Source organism: Gordonia namibiensis NBRC 108229, from assembly GCF_000298235.1.
GTDB lineage: Bacteria > Actinomycetota > Actinomycetes > Mycobacteriales > Mycobacteriaceae > Gordonia > Gordonia namibiensis.
Genome location: NZ_BAHE01000010.1, coordinates 281,613 through 306,599, shown reverse-complemented (window position 1 = coordinate 306,599; position 24,987 = coordinate 281,613). Strand labels below are relative to the sequence as shown.

Sequence of the window (24,987 nt, the reverse complement as noted above, 5' to 3'; positions counted from 1 at the left end):
GGAGGGGCGAGATGAAGATCGTGGTGATCGGAGCGAGCGGGGTACTGGGCAGCCGGGTGGCGGATCTGCTCGCCGAGCGCGGCAACGAGGTGGTGCGGGCGAACCGGGCGGCCGGGGTCGACGCCTATACCGGCGAGGGGCTGGCCCAGGCGATGTCCGGGGCCGACGTCGTGGTCGACTGCCTCAGTGTCGAGACGCTGAGCGCGAAGAAAGCGGTCGACTTCTTCCGGACGACGGCGCACAACATCGGGCGGGCGGCGACCGCAGCTGCGGTGGGGCACGTCGTCTGCGTCTCGATCGTCAACGCGGACGATCCGGCGGTGAACGCGAAATTCGGTTACTACCAGGGCAAAGCGGCTCAGGAGGCCGCGTACCGCGACGTCGTCGACCCGGCGACACTCACCGTCCTCGCGTCGGTGCAGTGGTTCGAACTCGCCGAACAGATGATGGGGCGGATGGCCGTCGGTCCCGTCGCGATCGTGCCGAAGATGCGGTGCCGCCCGGCGGCCGCGGAGGACGTGGCGAAGGTGGTCGCGGATACGGCCACCACCGCGCCCGCCCCGGTCGGGGCGGGTGGGCTCCGTAAGATCGAGGTCGCGGGGCCGGCGGAGATGGACCTCCTCGGGGTGGCAAAAGCCGTTGCGGCGCAACGTGGATCGCCGCGCTGGATTCTCGGGGCGTCCGTCGGCGGGCCGGCGATCCGCGGCGGGGGTCTGGTGCCCGCGTACCCGGATGTCGTCACCCCGACCACCCTCGAGCAGTGGTTGGCACGCCACGCCGACGCCCCCGCGGGAAGTGCTCGATGAGTGTCCGGACCCGCCCGTCGACACGCATGTGGATTCCGCAGGACAATCCCGCGGTCTACAAGGCCCTCGTCGCTCTGCAGCGCGCGTCGTCGGCGGGTGTCGACGCCGAGATCGGCGAGCTGATCTCGATGAGGGTGTCGCAGCTCAACGGCTGCGCATACTGCCTGCACATGCACGCCGGCGATGCACTCGCCGCACGGATCGACCCGCACAAGCTGCTCATGCTCCCGGCCTGGCGCGAGGCCGGAACCATGTTCGACACACGGGAGCGCGCCGTCCTCGCGTTGGCCGAACAACTCACCGAGCTCGGCGAGGGCGGGGTGACCGATGGCGTGTTCGACGACGTGCGAGCACATTTCGACGCCGTGGAGACCGGACAACTCGTCGCCGCGATCGCGATGATCAACACCTGGAACCGGATCGCGATCGCCGGCGGCTACCCGGCCGGGCTCGACGAACGGCGTGCGTCGCCGGCGTTCGGCTGACCGCTGGTTGTTCCCTCCCGCGGGACTGTTTCCTTCCAGCGGCGTCTGTTCCTTCCCGCGAGCGCTACCCGGTAAGCGGGAAGGAATCGGTCACGCGGGAAACATCTATTTCCGAAGTCGTTGATACACGACCTGATCCGCCGTTCGCGTCGTTGAATCCAGCCACCCCACCACCCGGCCCGGCAACGACTCACCGACGAGCTGGCCGCGCGAACCGACACTCGCCGTCGACGACTCGACGAGTGGACCGCAACAACCCGCCACCGTTCCGAGGTCATCTCGCCAGCTCCCTGAGAAGCGCCCGGATCCCGACTGCCGAATCTCAACTCGACCGGCAGACGTCGATCGAAGTCTGCCGGTCGGGTTGACGTCGACCGGTAGTCAGGTGGGCGACGGTGTCTCACCAGGCCTTCGTGGCTCGTCGACTTCGATACGCTCCTCCGTCGCTACTCAGCCCGGCGGCTATCGCTCCTCACACCTCAGGCAGCAAGGCCGACTGTCGCTTGCGCTCCTCGCACATCAGGCATCGGGCCTGGGTGCGTCGCGCTCTGTCGGATCAGCCGGTAGAGGGGTGCCACGGGCATCAGCCGCGCTACACCATGGCAAACGGGGAGATCTCCATACCGATCTCGAGAGATCCGGCGATCTCCCTGATCTCGTCGTAGTCGAAGACCACGTGGCCGGACAGGACGTCGACGTCGCGGCGCGCACGCTGCACCGGATGGTCGAGGAAGTGCACACTGGCGCCCGACGCCTCGAGCAGCGTGCCGATCACGGCTCTCGACTCGTTCACGATGCGGGCCGCGGCAAGACGTGCCTGGGCCCGCGTGCGGACGTCGACCGTCGCGCCGGCAGTCAGGGTCCCCTCGATGGTCGACGTGGTCTCCGCGAGCAGACCGCGGAGGGCCTCGAGTCGTATTCGGGCGTCGCCCAGTCGAATCCGCGCCGCGGGCTTGTCCTTCTGTTTGACCATCTGGTACGCGAGGACGCGTTCGGAGAGCCGTGCCGCGTACAGGTCGGCGACTCGCTCGGCCGTGCCCAGGGCGGGCATGGCGGCCAGCAGGGCAAGCGCGGGGACCATGGGCCAGCGATACGAGTGGCTGTCGTGCAACGTCGCGCCAGGTGTCCTGCCCGCGTAGAGATCTCGAACCCGGACCGTGCGGTGGGCCGGTACGAAGGCGTCCTCGATGACGACGTCGTTGGACCCGGTCGCCCGCATGCCGTCGGTGTGCCAGACGTCCTCCACCCGCGCGTCGTCGATCGGCAGGAGCGCGAGGATGGCGTCGGGCCGATCGCCGGTGACGACGGCGCCCACCATCACCCAGTTGGCGGCCATGATGCCGGTGGCCCAGGACCAGCGACCGGACACGGCGAAACCGCCCTCGCGCGGCTCCGCGGTCCCGGTCGGTGCCAGTGGCGCCGGTGCGAGGTACGGACGATCTGCGAAAGCCTCTTCCTGCGCCGCCTCGCTGAAAAGTGCGGTGATCCAACCGTGCAGGGTGTAGAAACCCAGCGTCCAGGCGGTCGACGTGCAGCCATGGGCCAGGCGTCGGACGTGGTCGAGGATCTCGGGGAAGGGTGCTTCGAGTCCGCCGAACCTGCTGGGGATCAACAGATCCAGGAGGCCGGAGTCGGTCGCGTCGCGGATGGTCTCGGCCGGCAGTTGCCGTAGATCTTCCGCCCGGCCGGCGCGTTCGGCCAGGGCGGCGATGAATTCGTCGGTGATCCGCACCGTTCCGGATGTCGGGGTGTCCACGGATCGGAACGTAACATACAAAAAAGTATGGGATACCCGGTTCGGGCCGGAAAGCGCCGTTAGGGTGAGCGAATGGGGCGAGCGCAAGAGCGAGGTGGCGGCCACCTGTCGGCCGACGACTGGATCGAGCTCGGGTACGCGATCCTGGCCGAGGAGGGGTTCAAGCAGATCAAGATCGACACCGTCTGCAAGCGCATGGGGGTCACCAAAGGCAGTTTCTACTGGCACTTCACCGACATCGCGGCCTACCGCGCGGCGCTGGTCGCACGATGGGGCGAGTGGAGCGACGAGGAGCACCAGAACTTCGCGGCGCTGGCCGACCTACCCCCACGCGATCGTCTGCTGGGCCTGATCGCTCAGCTCACGAGTCCGCGCCACTGGATGATCGAACGGGCGATGCGGGAATGGGCGCGCTCGGATCCGGAGGCCGAGGCGAGTATCCGCACCTCCGATCGTCGTGCGCGAGAAGCGGTGCGCCGGTGTCTCCTCGACCACGGGCTGGACCCGAGAATCGCATCCGTGCGGGCCAACTGGATCTTCGCGATGGGGATCGGGGCGCTGCACCTGTCCTATTCCGAGGAGGATCGCGCGGCGGCCGGCCGCCACAGCGCGGAACTGGTCGATCTGATGCTCACGCCGGCGTGATGTTCAGAGCTTTCGCAGGCGGACCCGGTTGATGGCGTGGTCGACGTCCTTGCGGAGCACCAGCGAGGCGCGTGGGCGGGTGGGCAGGATGTTCTCGATGAGGTTCGGCCGGTTGATCGACGTCCACAGGTCCCGGGCCGCAGCCGTGGCCTGCTCGTCGGTGAGCGAGGCGTACGCGTGGAAGTGCGAGTCCGGGTTGGCGAACGACGTGGTCCGCATCTGCAGGAAGCGCGAGATGTACCACTCCTCGATGTCCTCGATCTTGGCGTCGACGTAGATCGAGAAGTCGAAGAGATCCGACACCATCAGCGTCGGACCGGTCTGCAGGACGTTCAACCCCTCGAGGATGAGGATGTCGGGTTGCCGCACATAGTGATAGACGTTCGGCACGATGTCATAGGCGAGGTGTGAATAGACCGGCGCCGCGACCTCGCGCGCACCCGACTTCACCTCGGTCACGAAGCGGAGCAGCGCGCGCCGGTCATACGATTCGGGGAAACCCTTGCGGTGCAGGATTCCTCGACGCTGCATCTCCGCCGTCGGCAGCAGGAAGCCGTCGGTGGTGATCAGGTCGACCTTCGGATGCGACTCCCACCGGGCGAGCAACGCCGCGAGCACGCGCGCCGTCGTCGACTTGCCCACGGCCACACTGCCTGCGATACCGATGACGAACGGGACCTGCCGATTGATCTGACGCTCGCCGAGGAAGGTCGAGGTGGCCGCGAACAGTCGTTGGCGCGCAGCGACTTGCAGATGGATCAGACGCGATAGAGGCAGATAGACGTCGGCGACCTCCTCGAGGTCGATCTGCTCACCGAGGCCCACGAGCTCGGAGAGCTCGGACTCGTTCAGCACGAGAGGCATGGACTCACGCAGTTCGCGCCACTGCCGGCGGTCGAGTTCCAGGTACAGACTGGGGTCCCGATCACTGGCATTGCGAGCCATCAGCGCAGCTCCGGGGTAGTGGTGAGCACGGCTGCCCGGGTCATCATGCGTAACAGCTTAGGGCCCATCGCTCGCCGCGACGCGGTGGGTCCACGCGGGGCCTCCGCTCGCGGTAACGTGCCCGGTATGCCGGCCGACCACGCGACCCCCGACCTCGTCACCGACTACCTGCGGCTGGGGCTGGCGTTCGACCGGCTGGAAGAAGGCTTCGTCGATGCGTTCACCGGCGACCCGGCCCTGCGCGCCGAGATCGCGAACGGGCCCGCGCCCGATCCGGCGCAGCTCGCCGCGCAGGCCCGAGCGTTGCGCGCCGAACTCCCCGGAGATCTGCCCGCCGACCGCGCGGAGTTCATCGGCTCCCATCTGCGGGCGCTCGAGTGCTCAGCCCGCAAGTTCGCCGGCGACGAGATCTCCTTCGCCGATGAGGTCAGCGCCTACTTCGACGTCGACATCGCCCTCGCCGACGCCGACCGCTACCGGCAGGCCCACACCGAACTCGCCGAGGCGCTCGGCCTTGCCGACGCCACCGGTGACGAACTCCGCGACGCGTACGCCGCCCATCGTCGGGCCGACGAGATCCCCGCCGACAAGGTCGACGAATGCGTCCGGGCGTTCAGCGGCGCCCTGCGCGAACGAGTTCGCGCGCAGTACCCGTTGCCCGACAACGAGATCGTCGACTTCGAGGTCGTCACCGACAAGCCGTGGTCGGGGTTCAACTACTACCTCGGCGACTACCGGTCGCGGGTCGCGATCAACGCCGACCTCACGCAGTACATGTCCTCGCTCCCGCACCTGATCGCCCACGAGGCCTACCCCGGCCACCACACCGAGCACTGCCGCAAGGAACAACTGCTCGTCGGCGCCGGCCAGCACGAGCAGTCGATCTTCCTCGTCAACACCCCGCAGTGTCTGATGGCCGAGGGGCTCGCCGACCACGCCCTGACCGCCATCATGGGCAAAGAGTTTGGCGCCTGGGCACAGGAGATCTACGCCGACCTCGGCCTGCGCTTCGACGCCGATCGGGCGATTCGCGTCGGACGCGCGACCTCCGGACTGCTGACCGTCCGCCAGGATGCGGCCCTCATGCTGCACGACCAGCACGCCGACGCCGACACCGTCGCCGACTTCCTCCAGACCTGGTTGCTAGCACCGCCCGAGCGGGCCCGGCAGATGCTGCGCTTCCTCACCTCGCCGCTGTGGCGGGCCTACATCAGCACCTACGTCGAGGGTTACCAACTGCTCGAGACCTGGCTCGACGCCGCCGGCGACCGCGCCGCGGCCTTCGGACGGCTGCTCGACGAACCGCTCATCCCGGCGAGCCTGCGCCGTGAGCTGGTAGCGGGTTAGGGGATCGCGGCGCAGGTCCCTAGACTTGTCGCCATGACCGCGAACTCGTCATCCGTGAACTCGATGTCCCTGGCGGAGCTCGACCCCGACGTCGCCGCCGCCATGAACGGCGAACTCAGCCGTCAGCGGGACACTCTCGAGATGATCGCCTCGGAGAACTTCGTGCCGCGTGCGGTGCTGCAGGCGCAGGGCAGCGTGCTCACCAACAAGTACGCCGAGGGTTACCCGGGACGCCGTTACTACGGCGGCTGCGAATACGTCGACGTGGTCGAGGACATCGCCCGCAACCGCGCCAAGGAGCTGTTCGGCGCCGACTTCGCCAACGTCCAGCCCCATTCGGGCGCGCAGGCCAACGCGGCCGTGCTGCAGGCCCTGATGGAGCCGGGGGAGACCATGCTCGGTCTCGACCTCGCCCACGGCGGCCACCTCACGCACGGCATGCGTCTCAACTTCTCCGGCAAGCTCTACGAGAACGCCTTCTACGGCGTGAGCAAGGAAGACTTCCGGATCGACATGGACGAGGTGCGCAAGATCGCCCTCGACGTGAAGCCCAAGGTCATCGTCGCCGGCTGGTCTGCTTATCCGCGCACGCTCGACTTCGAGGCGTTCCGCTCCATCGCCGACGAGGTGGGCGCCCACCTGTGGGTCGACATGGCGCACTTCGCCGGACTCGTCGCCGCCGGCCTGCACCCGTCGCCGGTGCCGCACGCCGATGTCGTCAGCTCGACAGTGCACAAGACCCTCGGCGGACCCCGCTCCGGCATCATCCTGGCCAAGCAGGAGTGGGCCAAGAAGCTCAACTCGGCCGTGTTCCCCGGCCAGCAGGGCGGACCGCTCATGCACGCGATCGCCGGCAAGGCCGTCGCACTGAAGATCGCCGGCACCGAGGAGTTCGCCGAGCGTCAGCGCCGCACCTTGTCGGGTGCGAGCATCCTCGCCGAACGCCTCAACGGTGAGGATGTCGCCAAGGCCGGCGTCTCGGTCCTGACCGGCGGCACCGACGTCCACCTCGTGCTCGTCGACCTGCGCAACAGTGACCTCGACGGCCAGCAGGCCGAGGATCTGCTCCATCAGGTCGGGATCACGGTCAACCGCAACGCGGTGCCGTTCGACCCGCGCCCGCCGATGGTCACCTCGGGTCTGCGCATCGGTACCCCGGCACTGGCCACCCGTGGCTTCGGCGACGAAGAGTTCACCGAGGTCGCCGACATCATCGCGACGGCACTCGCCGCGGGCTCGTCGGCCGACGTCTCGGCCCTGCGCGGCCGGGTGTCCAAGCTCGCCCTCGACTTCCCGCTCTACGAGGGACTCGAGGAGTGGGGACTGATGAGCCGCATCTAGCCGTGGCCGGCCGCTCGGATGTGACCTGAATTGCCCCGCGCCGAGCGGCGTCCGTATCCTTGCAGCGATGAACGCACTCACTGAAGACGACCTGATCATCGCGCTCGAGAAGGCTCTTCCCGAGATCGCGGAAGACCACCAGTCGGCCGCCACTCCGTGGAACCCGCACGACTGGGTGCCGTGGGACGAGGGACGCAACTTCGCCTTCCTCGGCGGCGCCGACTTCGATCCGTCGCAGGCGACGCTGTCCGAGGAGGCGCGCGCCGGACTGTTGGCGCTGCTCCTCACCAAGGACAACCTGCCGTCGTACCACCGTGTGCTCGCGAAGCACTTCCCGGCCTTCTCCGAGTGGCGTCAGCTCATCGGTGTGTGGACCGCGGAGGACAACCGGCACTCGATCGTCCTGCGCGACTACCTCGTCGTGCGTCGCGCCATCGATCCGGTGGACGCCGAGAACCGTCGACTCGTCCACGTCACCAAGGGCTACCGGCAGACCCCCGAGCAGGTCGACCAGCTCGGACCGCTCGACGTTCTCGCGCTGATGGCCGTCCACGAGAACCAGTGCGTCAGCTTCATCAAGCGACTCAGTGCAATCGCCGCCGACGACGTCCTGGAGCAGATCCTCACCAAGATCGCCGCCGACGACCAGCAGCAGGCCAACACCTTCGGTGCGTTCCTCAACGCCGGCATCATCGCCGACCAGGACGCCACGGTCATCGCGATCGACGCGGCCCTGGCGCTGGGTCGGGCCGAGGCCATCGGCCACGACATCGACGACTTCGATGCCGAACGGGCTCTCCTGGAGAACTACGAGAACTCCGACACCTGGCGCGAGATCGCCGCGACCCTCGCCGACGCGGTCAAGCTCGACTCCATCGAGGGTCTGGGCGAAGAGGCCGAGGCGGCACGTCAGCGCATCCTCTCCCGCGCCCGCGGGTAGAACACCGGCACGACGCAAGACGCGCGCACGGCGCCATCAGGACGACGAATGTCCTGGTGGCGCCGTTTGCGTCCCTGGGTCAGACGATACTGCGATTAACGCGAAATTCACGCCGACACACCTGATTCCGGCGCGCCGCCCGCGGAGTCTGCGCGTACGTTGACGGTACGGATCGCGGGGAAGCGGTTCGTCCGGGAGGTTCGATTCGTGTATTGCACCAGCAGCGCGAGAGGACCGGCCCCGGTCCTCGTCCACCTCGGCTGACGCCGAGGGCAACGGACTTCGACCGGCCGGTCACCTGAGAACTGGTTTGTGCGGGCGCCGCATGAACGTAGGAGCCCGACGTGACCACACGCACCTACGTCCTCGACACTTCAGTGCTGCTGTCCGACCCCTGGGCGGTCATGCGCTTCGCGGAGCACTCAGTGGTGTTGCCACTGGTGGTGATCAGTGAACTCGAGGGCAAACGTCACCACCACGAGCTCGGCTGGTTCGCGCGTGAGGCGTTGCGCATGCTCGACGACCTGCGACTCGCGCACGGTCGGCTCGACCTGCCGATCGAGATCGGTGAGGAGGGCGGCACCCTCCAGGTGGAGCTCAACCACACCGATCCGTCCGTCCTGCCGGCCGGTTTCCGCACCGACAGCAACGATTCCCGGATTCTGGCCTGTGCGCTGAACCTGCGTGCCGAGGGCAAGGACGTGACCTTGGTGTCCAAGGACACCCCGCTGCGTGTGAAGGCCGGCGCGGTCGGTCTGGCCGCCGACGAGTACCACGCGCAGGACGTGGTGGTGTCCGGGTGGTCGGGGATGACCGAGCTCGACGTCGAGACGTCGATGATCGACGCTCTGTTCGCCGACGGGGTCATCGACCTGGACGAGGCCAGGGAGCTGCCCTGTCACACCGGCATCCGCCTGCTCAGTCCGTCGTCGAGCGCCCTCGGTCGCGTCAACGCGGAGAAGCGCGTGCAGCTGGTGCGGGGAGACCGTGAGGCCTTCGGCCTGCACGGGCGTTCCGCGGAACAGCGGGTCGCTCTCGACCTGCTGCTCGACGACAGCGTCGGCATCGTCTCGTTGGGCGGCAAGGCGGGCACCGGAAAGTCGGCTCTGGCCCTGTGTGCGGGTCTCGAGGCGGTTCTCGAGCGGCGGACCCAGCGCAAGGTCGTCGTGTTCCGGCCGCTGTACGCGGTCGGCGGTCAGCAGCTCGGCTACCTCCCCGGGGGCGAGGCCGAGAAGATGGGTCCGTGGGCGCAGGCGGTGTTCGACACCCTCGAGGGGCTCGCCTCGCCGGAGGTCATCGAGGAGGTGCTGAGCCGCGGGATGCTCGAGGTGCTGCCGCTGACGCACATCCGCGGTCGTTCCCTGCACGATTCGTTCGTGATCGTCGACGAGGCGCAGTCGCTGGAACGCAACGTCCTGCTGACGGTGCTGTCGCGCCTCGGTTCGGGATCTCGTGTGGTGCTCACCCACGACGTCGCACAGCGCGACAACCTCCGCGTCGGCCGGCACGACGGTGTCGCCGCGGTCATCGAGAAGCTGAAGGGGCATCCGCTCTTCGCGCACATCACGCTCACCCGCAGTGAGCGGTCGCCGATCGCGGCGTTGGTGACGGAGATGTTGGAGGAGTTCGGGCCCTCCGCGCCGGGAGCGTAGCGAGCGGGCGGGGTGTGACCGCGCCGGGAGCGTAGCGAGCGGGCGGGGTGTGACCGCGCCGGGAGCGTAGCGAGCGGGCGGGGTGTGACCGCGCCGGGAGCGTAGCGAGCGGGCGGGGTGTGACCGCGCCGGGAGCGTAGCGAGCGGGGTGCTTACAGAGGAAGGCCGCGACGATCCGCTGAGGGGAGCGAACCGTCGCGGCCTTCCGTCACTGGGGCCCACTGTCGAGATCGCCTCTGACGCAACGATTCCCGTGATGGTGGGCCGGACTCGGGGGAGGGGTCAGGCCGCGCTGCCGCCGAGGTCGCTGAGTGCGTTGAGGAGTTCGACGAATGCGGTGAGGGCTTCGATGTTCTCCAGGGAACCCATTTCTCTCCTTTGTCGGTGATTTTCCGTCCGGCGGGGTCGCTGTGCGATCAACGCCGTTGCCGACGCTAACGATTATGTTTAGTTCTCGCAAAGAAATAGTCGGTGAATTATGCGTGGCTTCGACGCGAGGACTTCTTTCCGACGCTTTGCCCTGCGCGTCGAATAATGGATCATTTCCGATTTTCCATCGACAATCGACCGCCGACCCGACAGTCGACGGTTGCTCGGACGATCGAGGGCCGGTCGGGTCCACCGGAGGGCTTGATCCGATCCTCACTGCACCGTGACCATCACGTGACTCACGGGGTCTTGCGCGCTGTCACACTGTTGTGGTGCTGAAGTTACTGATGAGGCGAATGAGACTGCTGGGACTATTGGTGATTGCGGTGTTGGCCGCATGTGCCGGTGGTGCGGGTCAGGCTCTCGCCGATCCGGAAACGACGACACCTATCACGCCGACGACGCCGACCACGCCGGGCAGCCCGTCGCTGCCGGGAATGGGGGAGGGCCTCGGCATCCCGCTGCTCGACGAGGTGCTCAACCAGCTGTCCGGCGGCAGCGGCTCCGATGAGGCCCCCGGCGGCCTCGACGGTTCCGGGGGTCCGACCAGTCAGATGATCGTTGTGACCGCACCCAAGGCATCGGACACGACCGCCACACTCACCGCCTTCGAGAAGGGAACCGACGGCAGTTGGAAGCCGGTCCCCGGCCTAGGTCCGACGAAGGCCTACCTCGGCTCCCTGGGGATGGGCGAACCGCAGGACAACGTACCGCGCACCCCGGAGGGGACGTTCCCGCTCGACCAGGCCTTCGGTCGCCAGGAGAACCCGGGCACCAAGATGCCCTACCTCAAGGTCGACACCCAGGACTGGTGGGATTCCGATCCCAAGTCGCCGACCTACAACACCCACGTACGTCAGCCCCAGAGTCCCGGTGGTGACAGCGAGAACCTGTACAACTCGGGTCCGGTCTACGACTACGCCGTCAACATCGCGCACAATCCGGAGCGCACGCCCGGCAAGGCGACGGCGATGTTCCTGCACGTGACCAACGACCAACCCACGCTGGGGTGCGTCGCCATCGAGCGTGAACTGATGAAGAAGATCCTCGTCTGGCTCGACCCGGCGAAGAGCCCGAAGATCACGATCGGCGTCAACAAGGGTGCGCCGACCGGCGAGGCGCCCGGAGCAACCCCTCAGACAACTCCGGGTGCCACGCCGTCGACTCCCGACGTGCCGGCTTCCGACATGCTGACCGGCCTGCTCTCGCAGCTGGTCGGTGCGATTCCCGCCCTGTTCGGGCAGCTCACGGGTCGCTGATCTCGGACCGTGCGTGCCGGCAGGCGGGGCAGAAGGTCTCCTCCACCCCGACGTGCCAGCCGTTGACCCTGGCCCAGCGATCCCGTTCGGGGTCGGCCAGTGGTCGTCGTGGGATGAAGCTGCGTCCGCAGCTGTCGCAGTACCGGTCGGCCGAACCCTCGGTTTCGGCGAACAACGGGGATATGACTGTCATGGGTGGACCTCTGGTGCTGGCTGTGTCGAGTCGGTCCTGTCGGTTCGTCGACGGACTCGGACGAGCGACCACCTCAGTTTCGCCGGGTGTGATGTAGGTCTCATAGGGCCGAATGGCACATGGTTCGGCAGATCGGGCGCAGGTCAGCGCTCGCGGGTTACGACCATCACCGGGCCACGGGCCGACCGCAGGACCGAAAGGCTCGTCGAGCCCAGTCGCATGTCCGCGAAACCGCCGCGACCACGCGCGCCCACGACGAGCAGCTGTGCGGCCTGGGCGTGGTCGAGCAAGGCGCGGGCGGGTCGGTCTCTGGTCACGGCGTGGCGGACCGTGACGCGCGGGTACCGGTGGCGCACCTCGGCGAGTTCGGCGTCGAGCCAGGCGTCGGCGCGGCTGCGATGGCTCGGCCACTCCGACATCGTGCACGGCACGGACATGTCGGCGACATCGGTGTCGCACCAGGCGTGGACGACCGTGACCGGGACGCCGCGTAGGTCGGCTGCGGCGAACGCGGCGTCGACGGCGGCTCGTCCGCCCGGGGAGCCGTCGGTGCCGACCACGACCCCCGCCTGGGACCAATGGGACGTGGAGTCGCGGACGACCGTCAGCGGACATCTGCAGTGCTCGGCGAGTGCGGTGGTGACCGTGCCGAGAGCGACGCGATGACCAGCCATGTGCCCCCGGTTGCCGACGACGAGGAGGCGGGCTCGACCGGATGCCTCGACCAGGGTGGTGACCGGCGGTGAGTCGACGACCTGGGTCGTGATCTTCAGCGGTTCGGGCGAGTCGCCGGAGTCCTCGGCGACGCGGCGGGCCTCGGCCAGGGCGCGTTCGCATCGGGCGCGCAGGGGTTCGAGGACGCGTGGATCGTCCGCCGCGAGATTCGCCGAGGCGATCAGCTCGAGCTCCGACCGGTGGAGAGCGGCGTCGCGCGCGGCCCAGCGGGCGGCGGCGCGGGCAGTGGCAGACCCGTCGACGCCGACGACTACGGGTCCGTCGAGGAATCCGGATACGGTCACACGGCAGTCCCCCTGGGGTTCACACACCGCGTGCCGGGGTGCCCGGCATCGGTTGGTGTACCCAGTACATGCCCCCGGTGAGGGTCGAGTCACCGGGTAAAGTCCTGAGGATGAGGACCTTCGACACGTTTTGGCCTCAAGACCGCAGGGTATGGTGCGCAGATCGCTCGCGCGCCCCGACTCAGTGCGCGTGACCCCGTTGCGCTGCCTTCGCGGCGTAGACCGCGGCCTGCGTACGGCGTTCCATGCCGAGCTTCCCGAGCAGTCGGGACACGTAGTTCTTCACGGTCTTCTCGGCGAGGTGCATCCGGGCGGCGATCTGACGATTGGTGAGGCCCTCGCCGAGGAGCGCCAGCAGCGTGCTCTCCTGCTCGCTCAACCCGTCGCCGGGCTTCTGCTCCTTTTCACGCTGGGTGCGTAAGCGGTCCATCAAGGCCGCGGCCGCCCGGTTGTCGAGCAACGAACGTCCGGCGCCGACATCGGTGATGGCCCGGGCGAGTTCCATGCCGGTGATGTCCTTGATGACGTACCCGCTGGCGCCGGCGAGGATGGCGTCCATCATGGCCTCGTCGTCGGTCATCGAGGTCAGGATCAGGCAGCGCAGTCCGTCGACGCGGCTGAGCAGCTCGCGACACAATTCGATCCCGTTCCCGTCGGGTAGGCGGACGTCGAGCACCGCCACGTCGGGCTTCACCGTGGGGATGCGGGCGAGGGCCTGCGCACAGGTCGCGGCCTCGCCGACGATCCGGACGTCGTCGTCGTGATCCAGGAGTTCGACGAGACCTCGTCGGACGATCTCGTGGTCGTCGACGAGGAAAACCGAGAACATCGGCCAGTCCTCCCTCCCGGCACAGTAACGATGCCACGAATTGTAGGTCGGCTTTCAACCGGTCATACCCTGATTGCCCGGGACCGGCGATTTCCATGCATATCCGAAATGTCCGGTCCGGAATCCGGTCGGAAGTAGCCGTGAAACCGATTTCTCATGCAGAACCTCCGGTCAAGCGCCGGGGATTCATTCGTCCAGAATCGTTCAACCGAATACCCGCTGGATTGAAGGGTCTATCATTCGGGATATGGTCCGCGAAACCCCGGAGCGCGGCGCGAGGTCTGTCGAACTGCAGAATGCGTTGTCGCAGATGCGATTACGCGAGCTCCTCGATGAGGTCCGCGACCGGATCACGCAGATTGCCGATGTCCGAGACCGCATCGACGGTCTGCTCGAGGCCATGCTCTCGGTGAGTTCCGAACTCGATCTGGAGACCACGCTGGAGTCGATCGTCGCCGCCGGGATCCGTCTGGTCGATGCCGAGTACGGCGCACTCGGCGTGCTCGGCAGCGGACACGACCTCTCGGCGTTCCTCGCCCAGGGCATCGGTGAGGACATCCGCACGGAGATCGGACACCTGCCGACGGGGCGCGGCGTGCTGGGCCAGCTCATCGACGACCCGCGGGTGCTGCGGCTCACCGACCTTTCCGAACATCCCGCGTCGGTGGGATTCCCGGCGAACCACCCGCCGATGACGAGTTTCCTGGGCGCCCCGATCCGGGTCCGCGACGAGGTCTTCGGCAATCTCTATCTGACCGAGAAGAAGAACGGGGCGCTGTTCACCGAGGATGACGAGCTCGTCATCCAGGCGCTCGCGTCCGCGGCGGGTATCGCGATCGAGAACGCGCGGCTCTACGAGCAGGCGCAGACCCAGCTCGCCTGGATCGAGGCGAATCGTGACGTGATCGCGGAGCTGTTGTCCGGGGCCGATCAGCAAGACGTCCTCGAGGCGATCGCTCGCAAGGTCCTCACCCTGGCCGACGCCGACCTGGTCTGCATCGCTGAACCCCACGACCACGAGGTGCCGCCGGAATCGGTCGACGAACTCGTCGTCACGGTCGCCGAAGGGGTCGACGCCGAGTTCTTCCGCGGACGATCCGTGCCCATCAAGGGGTCGACCTCGGGCGATGCCTTCGTCCGGCGTAGGCCGGTGCTCCGCGAGCAGCTCGAGTACGACATCTCCGGGGATTCGTCGACGCGCCACGGCCCGGTGATGGTGGCGCCACTGCGGACGGCGGAATCGACCCGCGGCGTGTTGATCGCCGTGCGGTCCAAGGGGCGCGACGGGTTCGCGGAGGATCTGCTGAGCCTGAGTTCGAACTTCGCCGACCAGGGGGCCCTGGCGCTGCAGTTGGCCGGCGCGACCATCCAGACTCACGAGTTGCGGGTCCTCGAGGATCGAGAACGGATCGCACGCGATCTGCACGACCATGTGATCCAGCGGATCTTCGCCGAGGGTCTCACCCTGCAGGCGACGCTGCAGCGCACCCAGTCGCCCGAGATCCGGGCGCGGTTGACCCGGTCCATCAACAATCTGCAGGACATCGTGCAGGACGTGCGGACGACGATCTTCGACCTGCAGGCCGACGAGACCGAGACGACACGACTCCGCCAGAGGGTGCAGGAGACGATCGATCAGCAGGTCGACGACCTGCCTCTACAGACCCATGTGCGGATGGCGGGCCCGCTGTCGATCGTCTCGCCGCGCCTTGCCGACCAGGTGGTGGCGGTGGTGCGCGAGGCCCTGAGCAACGCAGTCCGTTATGCGAACGCGACGACGGTGACCGTGGCGATCTCGGTCGGCGATGAGCTGGCGGTGGAGGTCACCGACGACGGCGTCGGACTCCCCGAGGACGTGACGCCCAGCGGGCTGAAGAATCTACGAGACCGCGCGGAACGTCTGGGCGGGTCCTTCGCGCTGAGCACACCAGGCTCGGGCCGGGGACTGTCCGTGCGGTGGTCAGTGCCGCTCTAGCGCGACGTCGGGGCCAGGTGGGACGGCTTCACCGACCGGTGTCGGGTTCGGCCGGCAGTCGCCAGGCCGAGGTCTGCTCGGTCACCCATGCCACGGCCTGCACTCCCGACAGGAGGCCGAAGAGCACGATGAGCCAGATGGACAGCCCGACGAGGGCGCAGACCGCGAAGGCTGCGAGGAATACGACGAGTACACCGGTGAGCGTGATGACCGGTCACCTCCCGACTATCTCGGAGGGACTCTCCCGGGTGGTTCGAGAGACTGACCCCCACACCTTCCCGTGTCGCGAGCATGTCCGGGAGGGGCCGAAGGTCACAAATCGACGGGGCCAACGTCGGGACCTGCCGGTGTCCGGGCCGGTCAGCGGGTCCGTTTGAGCTCGAAGCCGGCGATCCGCACGCCGTCGGAGCCGTCTCGTGGCGCGGTCGCCCGGTCGATCTGGGCGCGGGCCTGATCGAGGACGGGGGTGTCCGGGTCGAGGACCGACAGGTATCGGTCGTGCGCGGCGAGGGACCGCACGGCCACCTCGAACTGCACATCGACGTCGACCGCGTGGGTGGCCGCCGGCCCGTTCTCGAACAGCCACGCCGGTATCTCGTCGGAACCCGACTCGGACAAGGTGTCATAGGCCTCGAGTACCGCGGCGGCGAACTCCATGTGGTCCCGTTGGTTCGGTTGCCCCGGCGCCCACTCGGGGCCGCCGTAGAGCGACAAGATGACTTGTGGCGCAATGCGTTCGACGGTTTCGGCGATCTTCGCACGCAGTTCGGGGGTGTTGTGGATGTCGCTGTCGGGGAAGCCCCAGAACTCCACCTCGTCGACACCGACGATCTTCGCCGACGCACGCTGTTCGGCCTCCCGGAGAGGGCCGCACTCCGCCGGGGTCATGCCCTCGATCCCGCGTTCGCCGCTGGAGGCGAGCGCGTAGACGACACGCCTGCCCTCGCCGGTCCACCGCGCGACCGCGGCGGCCATGCCGTACTCCGGGTCGTCAGGATGGGCGACGAGGACGAGCGCTGTCTGCCAGTCCGTGGGGAAGGGCTCCAGTGAGGTCATGACCAGACGGTACTCAGCGTTCGCGGTCGAGGTTGGCCATCTTGAGCACATCGAGACGCGCGTCGAGTTCCTCTTCGCTGAGCTTGTCGCCCACGAGGCCGCGATCGATCACGGTCTGCCGGATCGTCTTGCCCTCCTTGAGGGCCTGCTTGGCGACCGCGGCGGCCTCCTCGTAACCGATCGCGCTGTTGAGCGGCGTGACGATCGACGGGGAACTCTCGGCGAGGGTCCGCAGGCGGTCGACGTTGGCCTGCAGACCGGAGATGCAGCGGTCGGCGAACAGCCGGGACACGTTGGCCAGCAACTTGAGTGACTCGAGGACGTTTCGGGCCATCATCGGGATGTAGACGTTGAGCTCGAAAGCGCCGTTGCCGCCGCCCCAGGTGACCGCCGCGTCGTTGCCGACCACCTGCGCGGCGACCTGCGTGACCGCCTCGGGCAGAACGGGATTGACCTTGCCCGGCATGATCGAGCTGCCCGGCTGGAGGTCGGGGAGCAGGATCTCGCCCAGACCGGTCAGCGGGCCCGAGCCCATCCACCGGACGTCGTTGGCGATCTTGGTGAGCGACACCGCGATCGTCTTCAGCTGCCCGGACAGTTCGACGAGGCCGTCGCGTGCGGCCTGCGCCTCGAAGTTGTCCTTGGCGAGGGAGAGTTCCTCGACGCCGGTGCGGCGCACCAGTTCGGCGACCACCTTGGTGCCGAACCCGTCCGGGGCATTGAGTCCGGTGCCCACCGCGGTGCCGCCGATGGGCAGCTCGCCGACCCGCGGGAGGGTGGCGGTGACCCGCTCGATGCCCGCCTCGACCTGCCGTGCATACCCCGCGAATTCCTGGCCGAGAGTCACCGGCACCGCGTCCATCAGGTGCGTACGGCCGCTCTTGACGACCTCACGCCACTCGGACGCCTTGTCCGCCAAAGCTTCCCGGAGATGGTCGAGGGCCGGGACCAGATCGGTGACGACCGCCTCCGTCGCCGCGACGTGAGTGGCGGTGGGGAAGGTGTCGTTCGACGACTGCGACATGTTGACGTGATCGTTGGGATGCACGTCGACACCGTTGGCCTTCGCGATCGAGGCGATGACCTCGTTGGTGTTCATGTTCGAGCTGGTGCCCGATCCGGTCTGGAAGACGTCGATCGGGAACTGGTCGTCGTGCTTGCCGTCGGCGATCTCGGTGGCCGCCGCGATGATCGCGTCGGCCCGCTCGGCGTCGAGGAGCCCCAGATCCTTGTTGACCGTGGCACAGGCCGCCTTCAACAGGCCCATCGCGCGGATCTGCGTCCGTTCCAGCGGGCGGTGGCTGATGGGGAAGTTCTCCACCGCTCGCTGGGTCTGGGCGCGCCACAGAGCATCGATGGGGACCTGCACCTCGCCCATCGTGTCGTGCTCGGTGCGGTATTCCTGCTTGCCCTGTGCCTGGGTCATAGGTGTTCTACTCCTTCGATCGAATCCTTATGCCGCTCAGCGGGACGTTGACGGTCCCGCTCGGGTCGGTGAAAAAGTCGTTGCCCTTGTCGTCAACAACGATGAAGGCCGGGAAATTCTCGACCTCGATCTTCCACACCGCTTCCATACCCAGTTCGGGGTACTCGATAATCTCCTGGCTCTTGATGCAGTCGAGCGCGAGGCGGGCTGCCGGGCCGCCGATCGAGCCCAGGTAGAAGCCGCCGTGCGAGTTGCACGCCTCGGTGACCTGCTTGGACCGGTTGCCCTTCGCGAGCATGACCATCGAGCCGCCCGCGGCCTGGAACTGCTCGACGTAGGAGTCCATGCGGCCGGCGGTCGTCGGACCGAACGATCCGGACGCCATGCCCTCGGGGGTCTTGGCCGGGCCGGCGTAATAGACCGGGTGATCGCGCAGGTAATCGGGCATCGGCTCGCCGGCGTCGAGGCGTTCCTTGATCTTGGCGTGCGCGATGTCGCGGGCCACCACCAGCGGGCCGGTCAGCGACAGGCGCGTCTTCACCGGGTACTGCGACAGCTGTGCCAGGATCTCCGACATCGGGCGGTTGAGATCGACCTCGACCACCTCGCCGCCCGAGATGTCCTCGGCCACGCCGGCAGCCGGCATGTACTTGGCCGGGTCGGTCTCGAGCTGCTCGAGGAACACGCCGTCGGCGGTGATCTTGCCGAGGGCCTGGCGGTCGGCCGAGCACGACACCGCGATGGCCACCGGGCACGACGCGCCGTGACGCGGCAGACGGACGACGCGGACGTCGTGGCAGAAGTACTTGCCGCCGAACTGGGCGCCGATGCCGAAGGACTGGGTCAGCTTGAAGACCTCGTCCTCGAGTTCGAGGTCGCGGAAACCGTGGGCCGACATCGAACCCTGCGTCGGGAGGTTGTCGAGGTAGTGCGCCGAGGCGTACTTGGCGGTCTTCAGGGTGAATTCGGCCGAGGTGCCACCGATCACGACGGCGAGGTGGTACGGCGGGCACGCCGCGGTACCCAGCGAGCGGATCTTCTCGTCGAGGAACTTGAGGATCGACTTCGGGTTCAGGATGGCCTTGGTCTCCTGGAACAGGAAGGACTTGTTGGCCGAACCGCCGCCCTTGGCCATGAACAGGAACTTGTACTCCGGCCCCTTGGGTCCCTGCTCGGTGGCGTAGATCTCCACCTGGGCAGGCAGGTTGGAGCCGGTGTTCTTCTCCTCGTACGTCGTCAGCGGCGCCAGTTGCGAGTAGCGCAGGTTGAGCTGGGTGTAGGCGTCGTAGACACCCTTCGAGATCGCCTCGGCGTCGTCGGTGCCGGTCAGCACGCCCTCGCTCTTCTTGCCCATCACGATCGCGGTGCCGGTGTCCTGGCACATCGGCAGCACGCCGCCGGCGGAGATGTTGACGTTCTTGAGCAGGTCGAGTGCCACGAAGCGGTCGTTGCCCGACGCCTCGGGGTCGTCGATGATCTTGCGGAGCTGCGCGAGGTGGGCGGGGCGCAGGTAGTGGCTGATGTCGTGCATCGCCTCCGCGGTGAGCTTGCGGATCGCCTCCGGCTCCACCTTGAGGAAGGTCTGTCCGCCGGCTTCGAACGTCGAGACGCCCTCGGTGGTGATCAGTCGGTACGGGGTCTCGTCGGCGCCGATGGGGAGCAGATCAGAGTAGAGAAACTCGGGGGCTGAGGCAGGTTTACTCACGCACCGGATCGTATCGCCCCAGTAGAACGGCCCCACGCCAGAGGTGACCGGACTCGTGAGGTGCATCACGGTCACGGTCCCGGCGTGGGGCCGCGCTGCTCGGGTGGATCAGAGGTCGATGTTGGCGTACTCGCGGAGCTTGGCCGGCTTGTGGACGGCCTCGATGCGGCGGACGGTGCCGGACTTCGAGCGCATCACCAGCGAACGGGTCGTCGCGCCGTTGGGGCGGTAGGTGACGCCGCGCAGCATGTCGCCGTTGGTGACGCCGGTCGCGCAGAAGAAGGCGTTCTCGCCGCTGACCAGGATGTCGTTGGTCAGTACCCGATCGAGGTCGTGGCCGGCGTCGAGCGCCTTCTGACGCTCCTCCTCGTTGCGGGGCCACAGCTTGCCCTGGATCTCGCCGCCCATGCACTTCATCGCGACGGCGGTGATGATGCCCTCGGGGGTGCCACCGACACCCATCAGCATGTCGACGGTCGAGTAGTCGTCGGCGGCCGCCACGGCGCCGGCGACGTCGCCGTCGGAGATGAGGCGGATCTTGGCGCCGGCCTGTCGGATCTCACCGATGAGCTCGGCGTGACGGGGACGGTCGAGGACGATGACGGTCAGGTCGGCGACGTCGATGCCCTTGGCCTTGGCGACCGAGTTGATGTTCCACTCGACCGACTCGTTGATGTTGATCGCGCCCTTGGCGTCGGGGCCGACGGCGATCTTGTCCATGTAGAACACGGCCGACGGGTCGTACATGGTGCCGCGCTCGCTGACCGCGATCACCGAGATCGAGTTGGGGCGGCCCTCGGCCATCAGGGTGGTGCCGTCGATGGGATCGACCGCGACGTCGCAGTCGGGTCCCTCGCCGTTGCCGACCTCTTCGCCGTTGTACAGCATCGGGGCCTCGTCCTTCTCGCCCTCGCCGATGACGACGACGCCGCGCATCGACACCGTGGAGAGGAGCTGACGCATCGCGTCGACCGCCGCGCCGTCGCCGCCGTTCTTGTCGCCGCGACCAACCCAGCGTCCGGCAGCGAGTGCAGCCGACTCGGTCACGCGGACCAGTTCCATCGCGAGGTTGCGATCGGGTGCTTGGTGGCTGCTGGCTGTCATCGTCTTCGGCTCCTCAGGTGTGGCCCGGAACCCGGTGGGTCGCAGCCCGTGGGATCCGTGGGTGTGGCGGTGATCTCAGGGACCATCCTTGCATGTCACACCGGCCGTTCGGTGACTGACCCTGGTGGTGGGATACTCGCCCTCATGGCAGACAAACCGCGCATTCTCATCAACGGCAAGGACATGTTCTGGTCGTTGGTGCCGCTGCTCGCGCTGATCGCGTTGGTGGCGATCGCGTCGGGGAATTGCTCGGTCGGACTGAACCAGGACCCGGCGGACAACAAGGTGCCCGCGTTCGACGTGGTCACCGCATTGGACGCCGACGCCCGACAGATGCCGTTCCCGATCCGCCGCCCGCCGACCCCGGAGGGATGGAAGCCGAACTCCGGCTCGTCGGACGCGATCGAGGGGCATCGGGTCAGCACCGTCGGCTGGCTCAGCGCGAGTGGCGCCTACGTGCAGCTGAGTCAGACCGACGCGTCGGAGGACCTGCTGGTCCCGTACCTCGGTGGCGGCGACACGAAGTACGGCGACATCGGCGCGACCGGTACCCGCGAGGCGGGCGGCCGGCAGTGGGTGACCTACGAGACCGCCGAGGGCAAGAAGTTCTGGATCACCGACTTCGGCAACGTGCGTGTGGGTGTGCTGTCGCGCGGACCCGACGCCGACATCGAGACGATCGCGGCGTCGGTGGCGAAGCAGCAGCCGCTCGACGCCTGAGCGCTGGAAAGGGCCCTCGGGAAGCGCTAGTCGTCGTCCTCGTCGGCCGAGTTCTTCTGCGCGATCACGGTCTCGATGCGTTCGCGCGCTCCGCGGAGGTGTTCCTCGCAGCGCGTCGCGAGTGCCTCGCCTCGCTCCCACAGGGCCAGCGAGGTGTCGAGATCGAGGCCGCCGTGCTCGAGCGTGCTGACGATGTCGGCGAGCTCGTCGCGCGCCTCCTCGTAGCCGAGTTCGGCAACCGGCGTGTACTCCTCGCCGGTGTCGTCACTGTCGGTGCTCACGAATCTCCTTCGTCCTCAGGGGAAGTGGTGGGTGCCTCGGTCGCGGTGACGGTGGCGCGCGCCGCGCCGTCGGCGACCCGGATACGTAGTTCGGCCCCCACGGGCAGGTCGTCGAGTGTGTTCACGACGTGGGTCACGTCGGTGTCGGTGCGTTGCACCACGGCGTAACCGCGCGCAAGGGTTTGGGCCGGGCCCAGCGTCGACAGCCGGGCCGCGAGATGCTCGTGACGGCGGTCCTCGGTGTCGACGTGGCGCCGGACGTCGCGCCGCAGCGCACGCACCAGCTCGGCCACGTTCGCGGACTCCTGGTCGACGATCACCCCGGGCCGGGCGAGGACCGGGCGTCGTCGCAGTCCTTCGATGACCCCGGTCTCGCGACGGACCCAGTTGCGCAATGCCTGTGCGCTGCGCCGGCGGAGGTCGTCGATCCCGGCGAGTTCGGCCTCGACGTCGGGCACCACCCGTTTGGCGGCGTCGGTCGGGGTCGCCGCGCGCAGATCGGCGACGAGGTCGAGCAGCGGGTTGTCGGGCTCGTGACCGATGGCGCTGACCACTGGTGTGCGACAACGGGACACCGCGCGCAACAACGCCTCGTCGGAGAACGGCAGCAGATCCTCGACGCTGCCTCCGCCGCGGGCGATGATGATCACCTCGATGTCGGGATGCGCGTCGAGGTCGGCGAGGTGGGTGAGGATGCGTGCCACCGCCGTGGGGCCCTGGACGGGGGCCTCTCGGACGTCGAAGCGGACCGCCGACCACCGATCGGTGGCGACGCTGACGACGTCGCGCTGTGCGGCGCTGGCTCGCCCGCTGATCAGCCCGATCGAGCGCGGCAGGAACGGCAGCGGACGTTTCAGCCGGGGGTCGAACAGTCCCTCGGCGGCGAGCAACTGCCGGAGGCGTTCGATCCGCAGCAGCAGTTCGCCGACGCCGACGGGCCGGATGTCGCTGACCCGCAGCGACACCGTGCCCCGGCCGGTGAAGTAGCTCGGCCGGCCCAGAACGACGACCTGACTGCCGTCGGTGAGCGGAACCTCGGTGCGCGCCAACAGATCCGGGCTACACGTCACCGAGATGGAGATGTCGGCGGCCGGGTCCCGCAGGGTGAGGAACGCCGTGCGGGTACCGGGGCGCCGGTTGATCTGGGTGACCTGACCCTCCACCCAGATCTGACCCAACCGGTGAATCCAGTCGGCGATCTTGGTGTTGACCGTGCGTACCGGCCACGGATTCTCGGCCGAGTTCGGCGAGGTCCCGCTCACGCCTCGGTGGAGCGCTTGTTCTGCGAGGCGATCCGGTTCTCGAGCATCGTCACGAACGGTGCGCGGCCACGGTTGGCCTTCTCGTAGTCGACGAGGGTCTCGAGGTCCTCGGTGCCGACCGTCCGCAGACGCGCACGCAGTTGTGCCAGGGTCAGCGTGTCGTAGTCGATGAGAACGACGATCTCGGGGGTGGTCCCGTTCTTCGGCTTGGCCTTGGGTGCCGTCGGCTTCTTCTCCGCGGCGTCCACGACATCCTCGGGAGCGGAGCTGTACAGCGCGAAGCGGCCGGCGTCGGCGCGCGGCGGCGCGGCCAGGTCGGCGTCGGAGGCCTCCGCGTCGACCTCGGTGGCCCCGCTTGTCGCGGTCGACTTGGTGGCCCCGCTCGTCTTCGTGGCGTTGGTCACCTTCGCGGTCGTGGTGGACTTCACGGCCTCGCCGGGCTGGTCACCCGGATCGTTGCCGTCGGCGGCGGCCTCGACCTCGTCGACGATGCTGGTGGGCTTCTCGATCGGTACGTCACCGGCGTGGGCGTCGTAGCCGGGTTCCGGGGTCTCGTCGTCCTCGTCGAAGCGGGCCCATTCGGGCTGCTCGCTGGGCTTGTCGAAGAGCATCCCCAGGGCGGCGTCGCCCTTGATGGCGAGTTCGGCGATGTTCTGCTGCGCCCGCATACCTGCCTGCAGGGTCTGACTGACCGCTGTCATCGGGAGGGTGACGAGCAGCGCGGGAAGCTTGCGCGTCTCCTCGAGGGCGGTGACGATCAGACCTGCGGCGATACGGGCCGGGTAGGGTGCGCGATCCATGCCAACACTCTGCCATCAATGGGCACCCGTCTGTAACCCGTACCCTGGGAGACATGTCTGAGACGAAGCGTGTCCTGCTCGCCGAACCCCGCGGTTACTGCGCGGGTGTCGACCGCGCGGTGGAGACGGTCGAGCGCGCCCTCGACAAGCACGGCGCTCCCGTCTACGTCCGCAAGGAGATCGTGCACAACCGGCACGTGGTCGAGACCCTGGCCGATCGCGGCGCGATCTTCGTGGGGGAGACCGACGAGGTGCCCGAGGGTGCGATCGTCGTGTTCTCGGCCCATGGCGTGTCGCCGCAGGTCCACGCGTCCGCCGCGGAACGGAATCTGCGGACCATCGACGCGACCTGCCCCCTGGTGACGAAGGTGCACCAGGAGGCCAAGCGGTTCGCGCGGGACGACTACGACATCCTGCTGATCGGTCACGAGGGCCACGAAGAGGTCGAGGGGACGGCCGGTGAGGCGCCTCGGCACATCCAGCTCGTCGACGGCCCGGACAGCGTCGACTCGGTGACCGTGCGTGACGAGTCCAAGCTGGTCTGGCTGTCGCAGACCACGCTGTCGGTCGACGAGACCATGGAGACGGTGCGTCGCCTGCGGGAGAAGTTCCCGCTGCTCAACGATCCGCCCAGCGACGACATCTGCTACGCCACCCAGAACCGTCAGGTCGCGGTCAAGGCGATGGCGCCCGAATGCGACCTCGTGATCGTGGTCGGCTCGCAGAACTCGTCGAACTCGGTGCGTCTGGTCGAGGTCGCCCTGCAGGCCGGCGCCAAGGCGGGTCATCTGGTCGACTACGCCCGCGAGATCGACGAGACCTGGCTCGAGGGTGTGAACACCGTCGGCGTCACCTCCGGCGCATCGGTGCCCGAGGTCCTCGTCCGCGGTGTGCTCGACTACCTCGCCGAGCGCGGCTACGGCACGGTGGAGACGGTCAACACCGCCAACGAGACCCTGACCTTCGCGCTGCCGCGCGAGCTGCGTCCCGCACGCTCCGGCAGCTGACCTGA

23 protein-coding genes are annotated in these 24,987 nt (G+C 67.9%); 11 read left to right on the top strand and 12 right to left on the bottom strand.

The features are described 5' to 3' along the window. Nucleotides 1-11: 11 nt before the first annotated feature. Both GONAM_RS06900 and GONAM_RS06895 read left to right on the top strand, forming a co-directional pair. Nucleotides 12-806 (top strand): SDR family oxidoreductase, encoded by a 795-nt coding sequence (locus GONAM_RS06900; RefSeq protein ID WP_006866047.1) that lies wholly within the window; start codon nt 12-14, stop codon nt 804-806. After that, nucleotides 803-1,291, top strand: coding sequence for a carboxymuconolactone decarboxylase family protein (locus GONAM_RS06895; protein WP_006866046.1), 489 nt, complete (start codon nt 803-805; stop codon nt 1,289-1,291). The genes GONAM_RS06900 and GONAM_RS06895 overlap by 4 nt, the downstream gene beginning before the upstream one ends. A gap of 592 nt (nt 1,292-1,883) precedes the next feature. On the opposite strand, the gene GONAM_RS06890 is transcribed toward GONAM_RS06895, so the two are convergent. Continuing rightward, nucleotides 1,884-3,047 carry an acyl-CoA dehydrogenase family protein gene (locus GONAM_RS06890; protein ID WP_040535595.1) on the bottom strand — a complete coding sequence of 388 codons (1,164 nt, stop codon included), beginning with the start codon at nt 3,045-3,047 and terminating at the stop codon, nt 1,884-1,886. A gap of 72 nt (nt 3,048-3,119) precedes the next feature. Between GONAM_RS06890 and GONAM_RS06885 the strand changes: the two genes are divergently transcribed. Continuing rightward, nucleotides 3,120-3,692, top strand: coding sequence for a TetR/AcrR family transcriptional regulator (locus tag GONAM_RS06885; protein WP_006866044.1), 573 nt, complete (start codon nt 3,120-3,122; stop codon nt 3,690-3,692). 3 nt (nt 3,693-3,695) lie between these two features. On the opposite strand, the gene coaA is transcribed toward GONAM_RS06885, so the two are convergent. Further along, nucleotides 3,696-4,637, bottom strand: coding sequence for a type I pantothenate kinase (gene coaA, locus GONAM_RS06880; RefSeq protein ID WP_006866043.1), 942 nt, complete (start codon nt 4,635-4,637; stop codon nt 3,696-3,698). 126 nt (nt 4,638-4,763) lie between these two features. Here coaA and GONAM_RS06875 point away from each other — a divergent pair, with 126 nt between their 5' ends. From GONAM_RS06875 to GONAM_RS06855, 5 genes are all read left to right on the top strand, one after another. Further along, nucleotides 4,764-5,984, top strand: coding sequence for a hypothetical protein (locus tag GONAM_RS06875; RefSeq protein ID WP_006866042.1), 1,221 nt, complete (start codon nt 4,764-4,766; stop codon nt 5,982-5,984). A 33-nt stretch (nt 5,985-6,017) separates the two neighbouring features. Continuing rightward, complete coding sequence (gene glyA, locus GONAM_RS06870; protein WP_035750511.1) at nt 6,018-7,325, top strand: serine hydroxymethyltransferase; 1,308 nt, start codon at nt 6,018-6,020, stop codon at nt 7,323-7,325. A 67-nt stretch (nt 7,326-7,392) separates the two neighbouring features. Next, nucleotides 7,393-8,265, top strand: a complete 873-nt coding sequence (locus GONAM_RS06865) for an acyl-ACP desaturase (protein ID WP_005195761.1) — start codon at nt 7,393-7,395, stop codon at nt 8,263-8,265. A gap of 344 nt (nt 8,266-8,609) precedes the next feature. Further along, nucleotides 8,610-9,917, top strand: a complete 1,308-nt coding sequence (gene phoH2, locus GONAM_RS06860) for an RNA 5'-3' helicase PhoH2 (protein ID WP_005195763.1) — start codon at nt 8,610-8,612, stop codon at nt 9,915-9,917. Between the two features lie 725 nt (nt 9,918-10,642). After that, complete coding sequence (locus GONAM_RS06855) at nt 10,643-11,605, top strand: L,D-transpeptidase family protein (protein ID WP_006866041.1); 963 nt, start codon at nt 10,643-10,645, stop codon at nt 11,603-11,605. Here the strand turns inward: GONAM_RS06855 and GONAM_RS06850 are convergent. From GONAM_RS06850 to GONAM_RS06840, 3 genes are all read right to left on the bottom strand, one after another. Further along, complete coding sequence (locus GONAM_RS06850) at nt 11,592-11,798, bottom strand: hypothetical protein (protein ID WP_006866040.1); 207 nt, start codon at nt 11,796-11,798, stop codon at nt 11,592-11,594. The genes GONAM_RS06855 and GONAM_RS06850 overlap by 14 nt on opposite strands. Nucleotides 11,799-11,941: 143 nt before the next feature. Continuing rightward, nucleotides 11,942-12,817 (bottom strand): universal stress protein, encoded by an 876-nt coding sequence (locus tag GONAM_RS06845; protein WP_006866039.1) that lies wholly within the window; start codon nt 12,815-12,817, stop codon nt 11,942-11,944. A gap of 181 nt (nt 12,818-12,998) precedes the next feature. Beyond that, a complete protein-coding gene (locus GONAM_RS06840) occupies nt 12,999-13,646 on the bottom strand; it encodes a response regulator transcription factor (protein WP_006866038.1) in 648 nt (215 codons plus the stop codon). Nucleotides 13,647-13,893: 247 nt separating this feature from the next. On the opposite strand from GONAM_RS06840, the gene GONAM_RS06835 reads away from it, so the two are divergent. Then, nucleotides 13,894-15,621 carry a sensor histidine kinase gene (locus GONAM_RS06835; protein WP_006866037.1) on the top strand — a complete coding sequence of 576 codons (1,728 nt, stop codon included), beginning with the start codon at nt 13,894-13,896 and terminating at the stop codon, nt 15,619-15,621. Between the two features lie 360 nt (nt 15,622-15,981). Here the strand turns inward: GONAM_RS06835 and GONAM_RS06825 are convergent, their stop codons facing one another. The 4 genes from GONAM_RS06825 to glpX form a co-directional block, all read right to left on the bottom strand. Further along, nucleotides 15,982-16,677: a PIG-L deacetylase family protein gene (locus GONAM_RS06825; protein ID WP_006866035.1), complete on the bottom strand. Its 696-nt coding sequence runs from the start codon at nt 16,675-16,677 to the stop codon at nt 15,982-15,984. 13 nt (nt 16,678-16,690) lie between these two features. Continuing rightward, nucleotides 16,691-18,103, bottom strand: a complete 1,413-nt coding sequence (locus GONAM_RS06820; RefSeq protein ID WP_006866034.1) for a class II fumarate hydratase — start codon at nt 18,101-18,103, stop codon at nt 16,691-16,693. A gap of 7 nt (nt 18,104-18,110) precedes the next feature. Beyond that, nucleotides 18,111-19,808, bottom strand: coding sequence for a fumarate hydratase (locus tag GONAM_RS06815; protein ID WP_040535651.1), 1,698 nt, complete (start codon nt 19,806-19,808; stop codon nt 18,111-18,113). 108 nt (nt 19,809-19,916) lie between these two features. Beyond that, nucleotides 19,917-20,912 (bottom strand): class II fructose-bisphosphatase, encoded by a 996-nt coding sequence (glpX, locus tag GONAM_RS06810; RefSeq protein ID WP_006866032.1) that lies wholly within the window; start codon nt 20,910-20,912, stop codon nt 19,917-19,919. A gap of 144 nt (nt 20,913-21,056) precedes the next feature. Between glpX and GONAM_RS06805 the strand changes: the two genes are divergently transcribed. After that, the gene (locus GONAM_RS06805) at nt 21,057-21,632 is read left to right on the top strand and encodes a DUF4245 domain-containing protein (protein ID WP_006866031.1); all 576 of its coding nucleotides are present in this window, start codon (nt 21,057-21,059) and stop codon (nt 21,630-21,632) included. 26 nt (nt 21,633-21,658) lie between these two features. Here the strand turns inward: GONAM_RS06805 and GONAM_RS06800 are convergent, their stop codons facing one another. Genes GONAM_RS06800 through GONAM_RS06790 form a run of 3 tightly spaced genes read right to left on the bottom strand, consistent with a single transcriptional unit; the run spans nt 21,659 to nt 23,975 of the window. After that, complete coding sequence (locus GONAM_RS06800) at nt 21,659-21,913, bottom strand: exodeoxyribonuclease VII small subunit (RefSeq protein ID WP_006866030.1); 255 nt, start codon at nt 21,911-21,913, stop codon at nt 21,659-21,661. Continuing rightward, entirely contained in the window at nt 21,910-23,175 is a 1,266-nt protein-coding gene (gene xseA / locus GONAM_RS06795; protein WP_006866029.1) for an exodeoxyribonuclease VII large subunit, read from the bottom strand. The genes GONAM_RS06800 and xseA overlap by 4 nt, the downstream gene beginning before the upstream one ends. Next, entirely contained in the window at nt 23,172-23,975 is an 804-nt protein-coding gene (locus GONAM_RS06790; RefSeq protein ID WP_006866028.1) for a lipid droplet-associated protein, read from the bottom strand. The genes xseA and GONAM_RS06790 overlap by 4 nt, the downstream gene beginning before the upstream one ends. A 53-nt stretch (nt 23,976-24,028) precedes the next feature. Between GONAM_RS06790 and GONAM_RS06785 the strand changes: the two genes are divergently transcribed. Beyond that, entirely contained in the window at nt 24,029-24,982 is a 954-nt protein-coding gene (locus GONAM_RS06785) for a 4-hydroxy-3-methylbut-2-enyl diphosphate reductase (RefSeq protein WP_006866027.1), read from the top strand. Nucleotides 24,983-24,987 lie beyond the last annotated feature (5 nt).

Bases quoted from the DNA above. Each gene is read 5' to 3' on its own strand.
- GONAM_RS06805 (WP_006866031.1), top strand. From the start codon at position 21,057: ATGGCAGACAAACCGCGCATTCTCATCAACGGCAAGGACATGTTCTGG.
- GONAM_RS06835 (WP_006866037.1), top strand. From the start codon at position 13,894: ATGGTCCGCGAAACCCCGGAGCGCGGCGCGAGGTCTGTCGAACTGCAG.
- GONAM_RS06850 (WP_006866040.1), bottom strand. From the start codon at position 11,798: ATGACAGTCATATCCCCGTTGTTCGCCGAAACCGAGGGTTCGGCCGAC.
- GONAM_RS06825 (WP_006866035.1), bottom strand. From the start codon at position 16,677: ATGACCTCACTGGAGCCCTTCCCCACGGACTGGCAGACAGCGCTCGTC.
- GONAM_RS06790 (WP_006866028.1), bottom strand. From the start codon at position 23,975: ATGGATCGCGCACCCTACCCGGCCCGTATCGCCGCAGGTCTGATCGTC.
- GONAM_RS06895 (WP_006866046.1), top strand. From the start codon at position 803: ATGAGTGTCCGGACCCGCCCGTCGACACGCATGTGGATTCCGCAGGAC.
- coaA (WP_006866043.1), bottom strand. From the start codon at position 4,637: ATGGCTCGCAATGCCAGTGATCGGGACCCCAGTCTGTACCTGGAACTC.
- GONAM_RS06865 (WP_005195761.1), top strand. From the start codon at position 7,393: ATGAACGCACTCACTGAAGACGACCTGATCATCGCGCTCGAGAAGGCT.
- GONAM_RS06885 (WP_006866044.1), top strand. From the start codon at position 3,120: ATGGGGCGAGCGCAAGAGCGAGGTGGCGGCCACCTGTCGGCCGACGAC.
- GONAM_RS06900 (WP_006866047.1), top strand. From the start codon at position 12: ATGAAGATCGTGGTGATCGGAGCGAGCGGGGTACTGGGCAGCCGGGTG.
- glpX (WP_006866032.1), bottom strand. From the start codon at position 20,912: ATGACAGCCAGCAGCCACCAAGCACCCGATCGCAACCTCGCGATGGAA.
- GONAM_RS06785 (WP_006866027.1), top strand. From the start codon at position 24,029: ATGTCTGAGACGAAGCGTGTCCTGCTCGCCGAACCCCGCGGTTACTGC.
- GONAM_RS06820 (WP_006866034.1), bottom strand. From the start codon at position 18,103: ATGACCCAGGCACAGGGCAAGCAGGAATACCGCACCGAGCACGACACG.
- GONAM_RS06875 (WP_006866042.1), top strand. From the start codon at position 4,764: ATGCCGGCCGACCACGCGACCCCCGACCTCGTCACCGACTACCTGCGG.
- GONAM_RS06840 (WP_006866038.1), bottom strand. From the start codon at position 13,646: ATGTTCTCGGTTTTCCTCGTCGACGACCACGAGATCGTCCGACGAGGT.
- GONAM_RS06855 (WP_006866041.1), top strand. From the start codon at position 10,643: ATGAGACTGCTGGGACTATTGGTGATTGCGGTGTTGGCCGCATGTGCC.
- glyA (WP_035750511.1), top strand. From the start codon at position 6,018: ATGACCGCGAACTCGTCATCCGTGAACTCGATGTCCCTGGCGGAGCTC.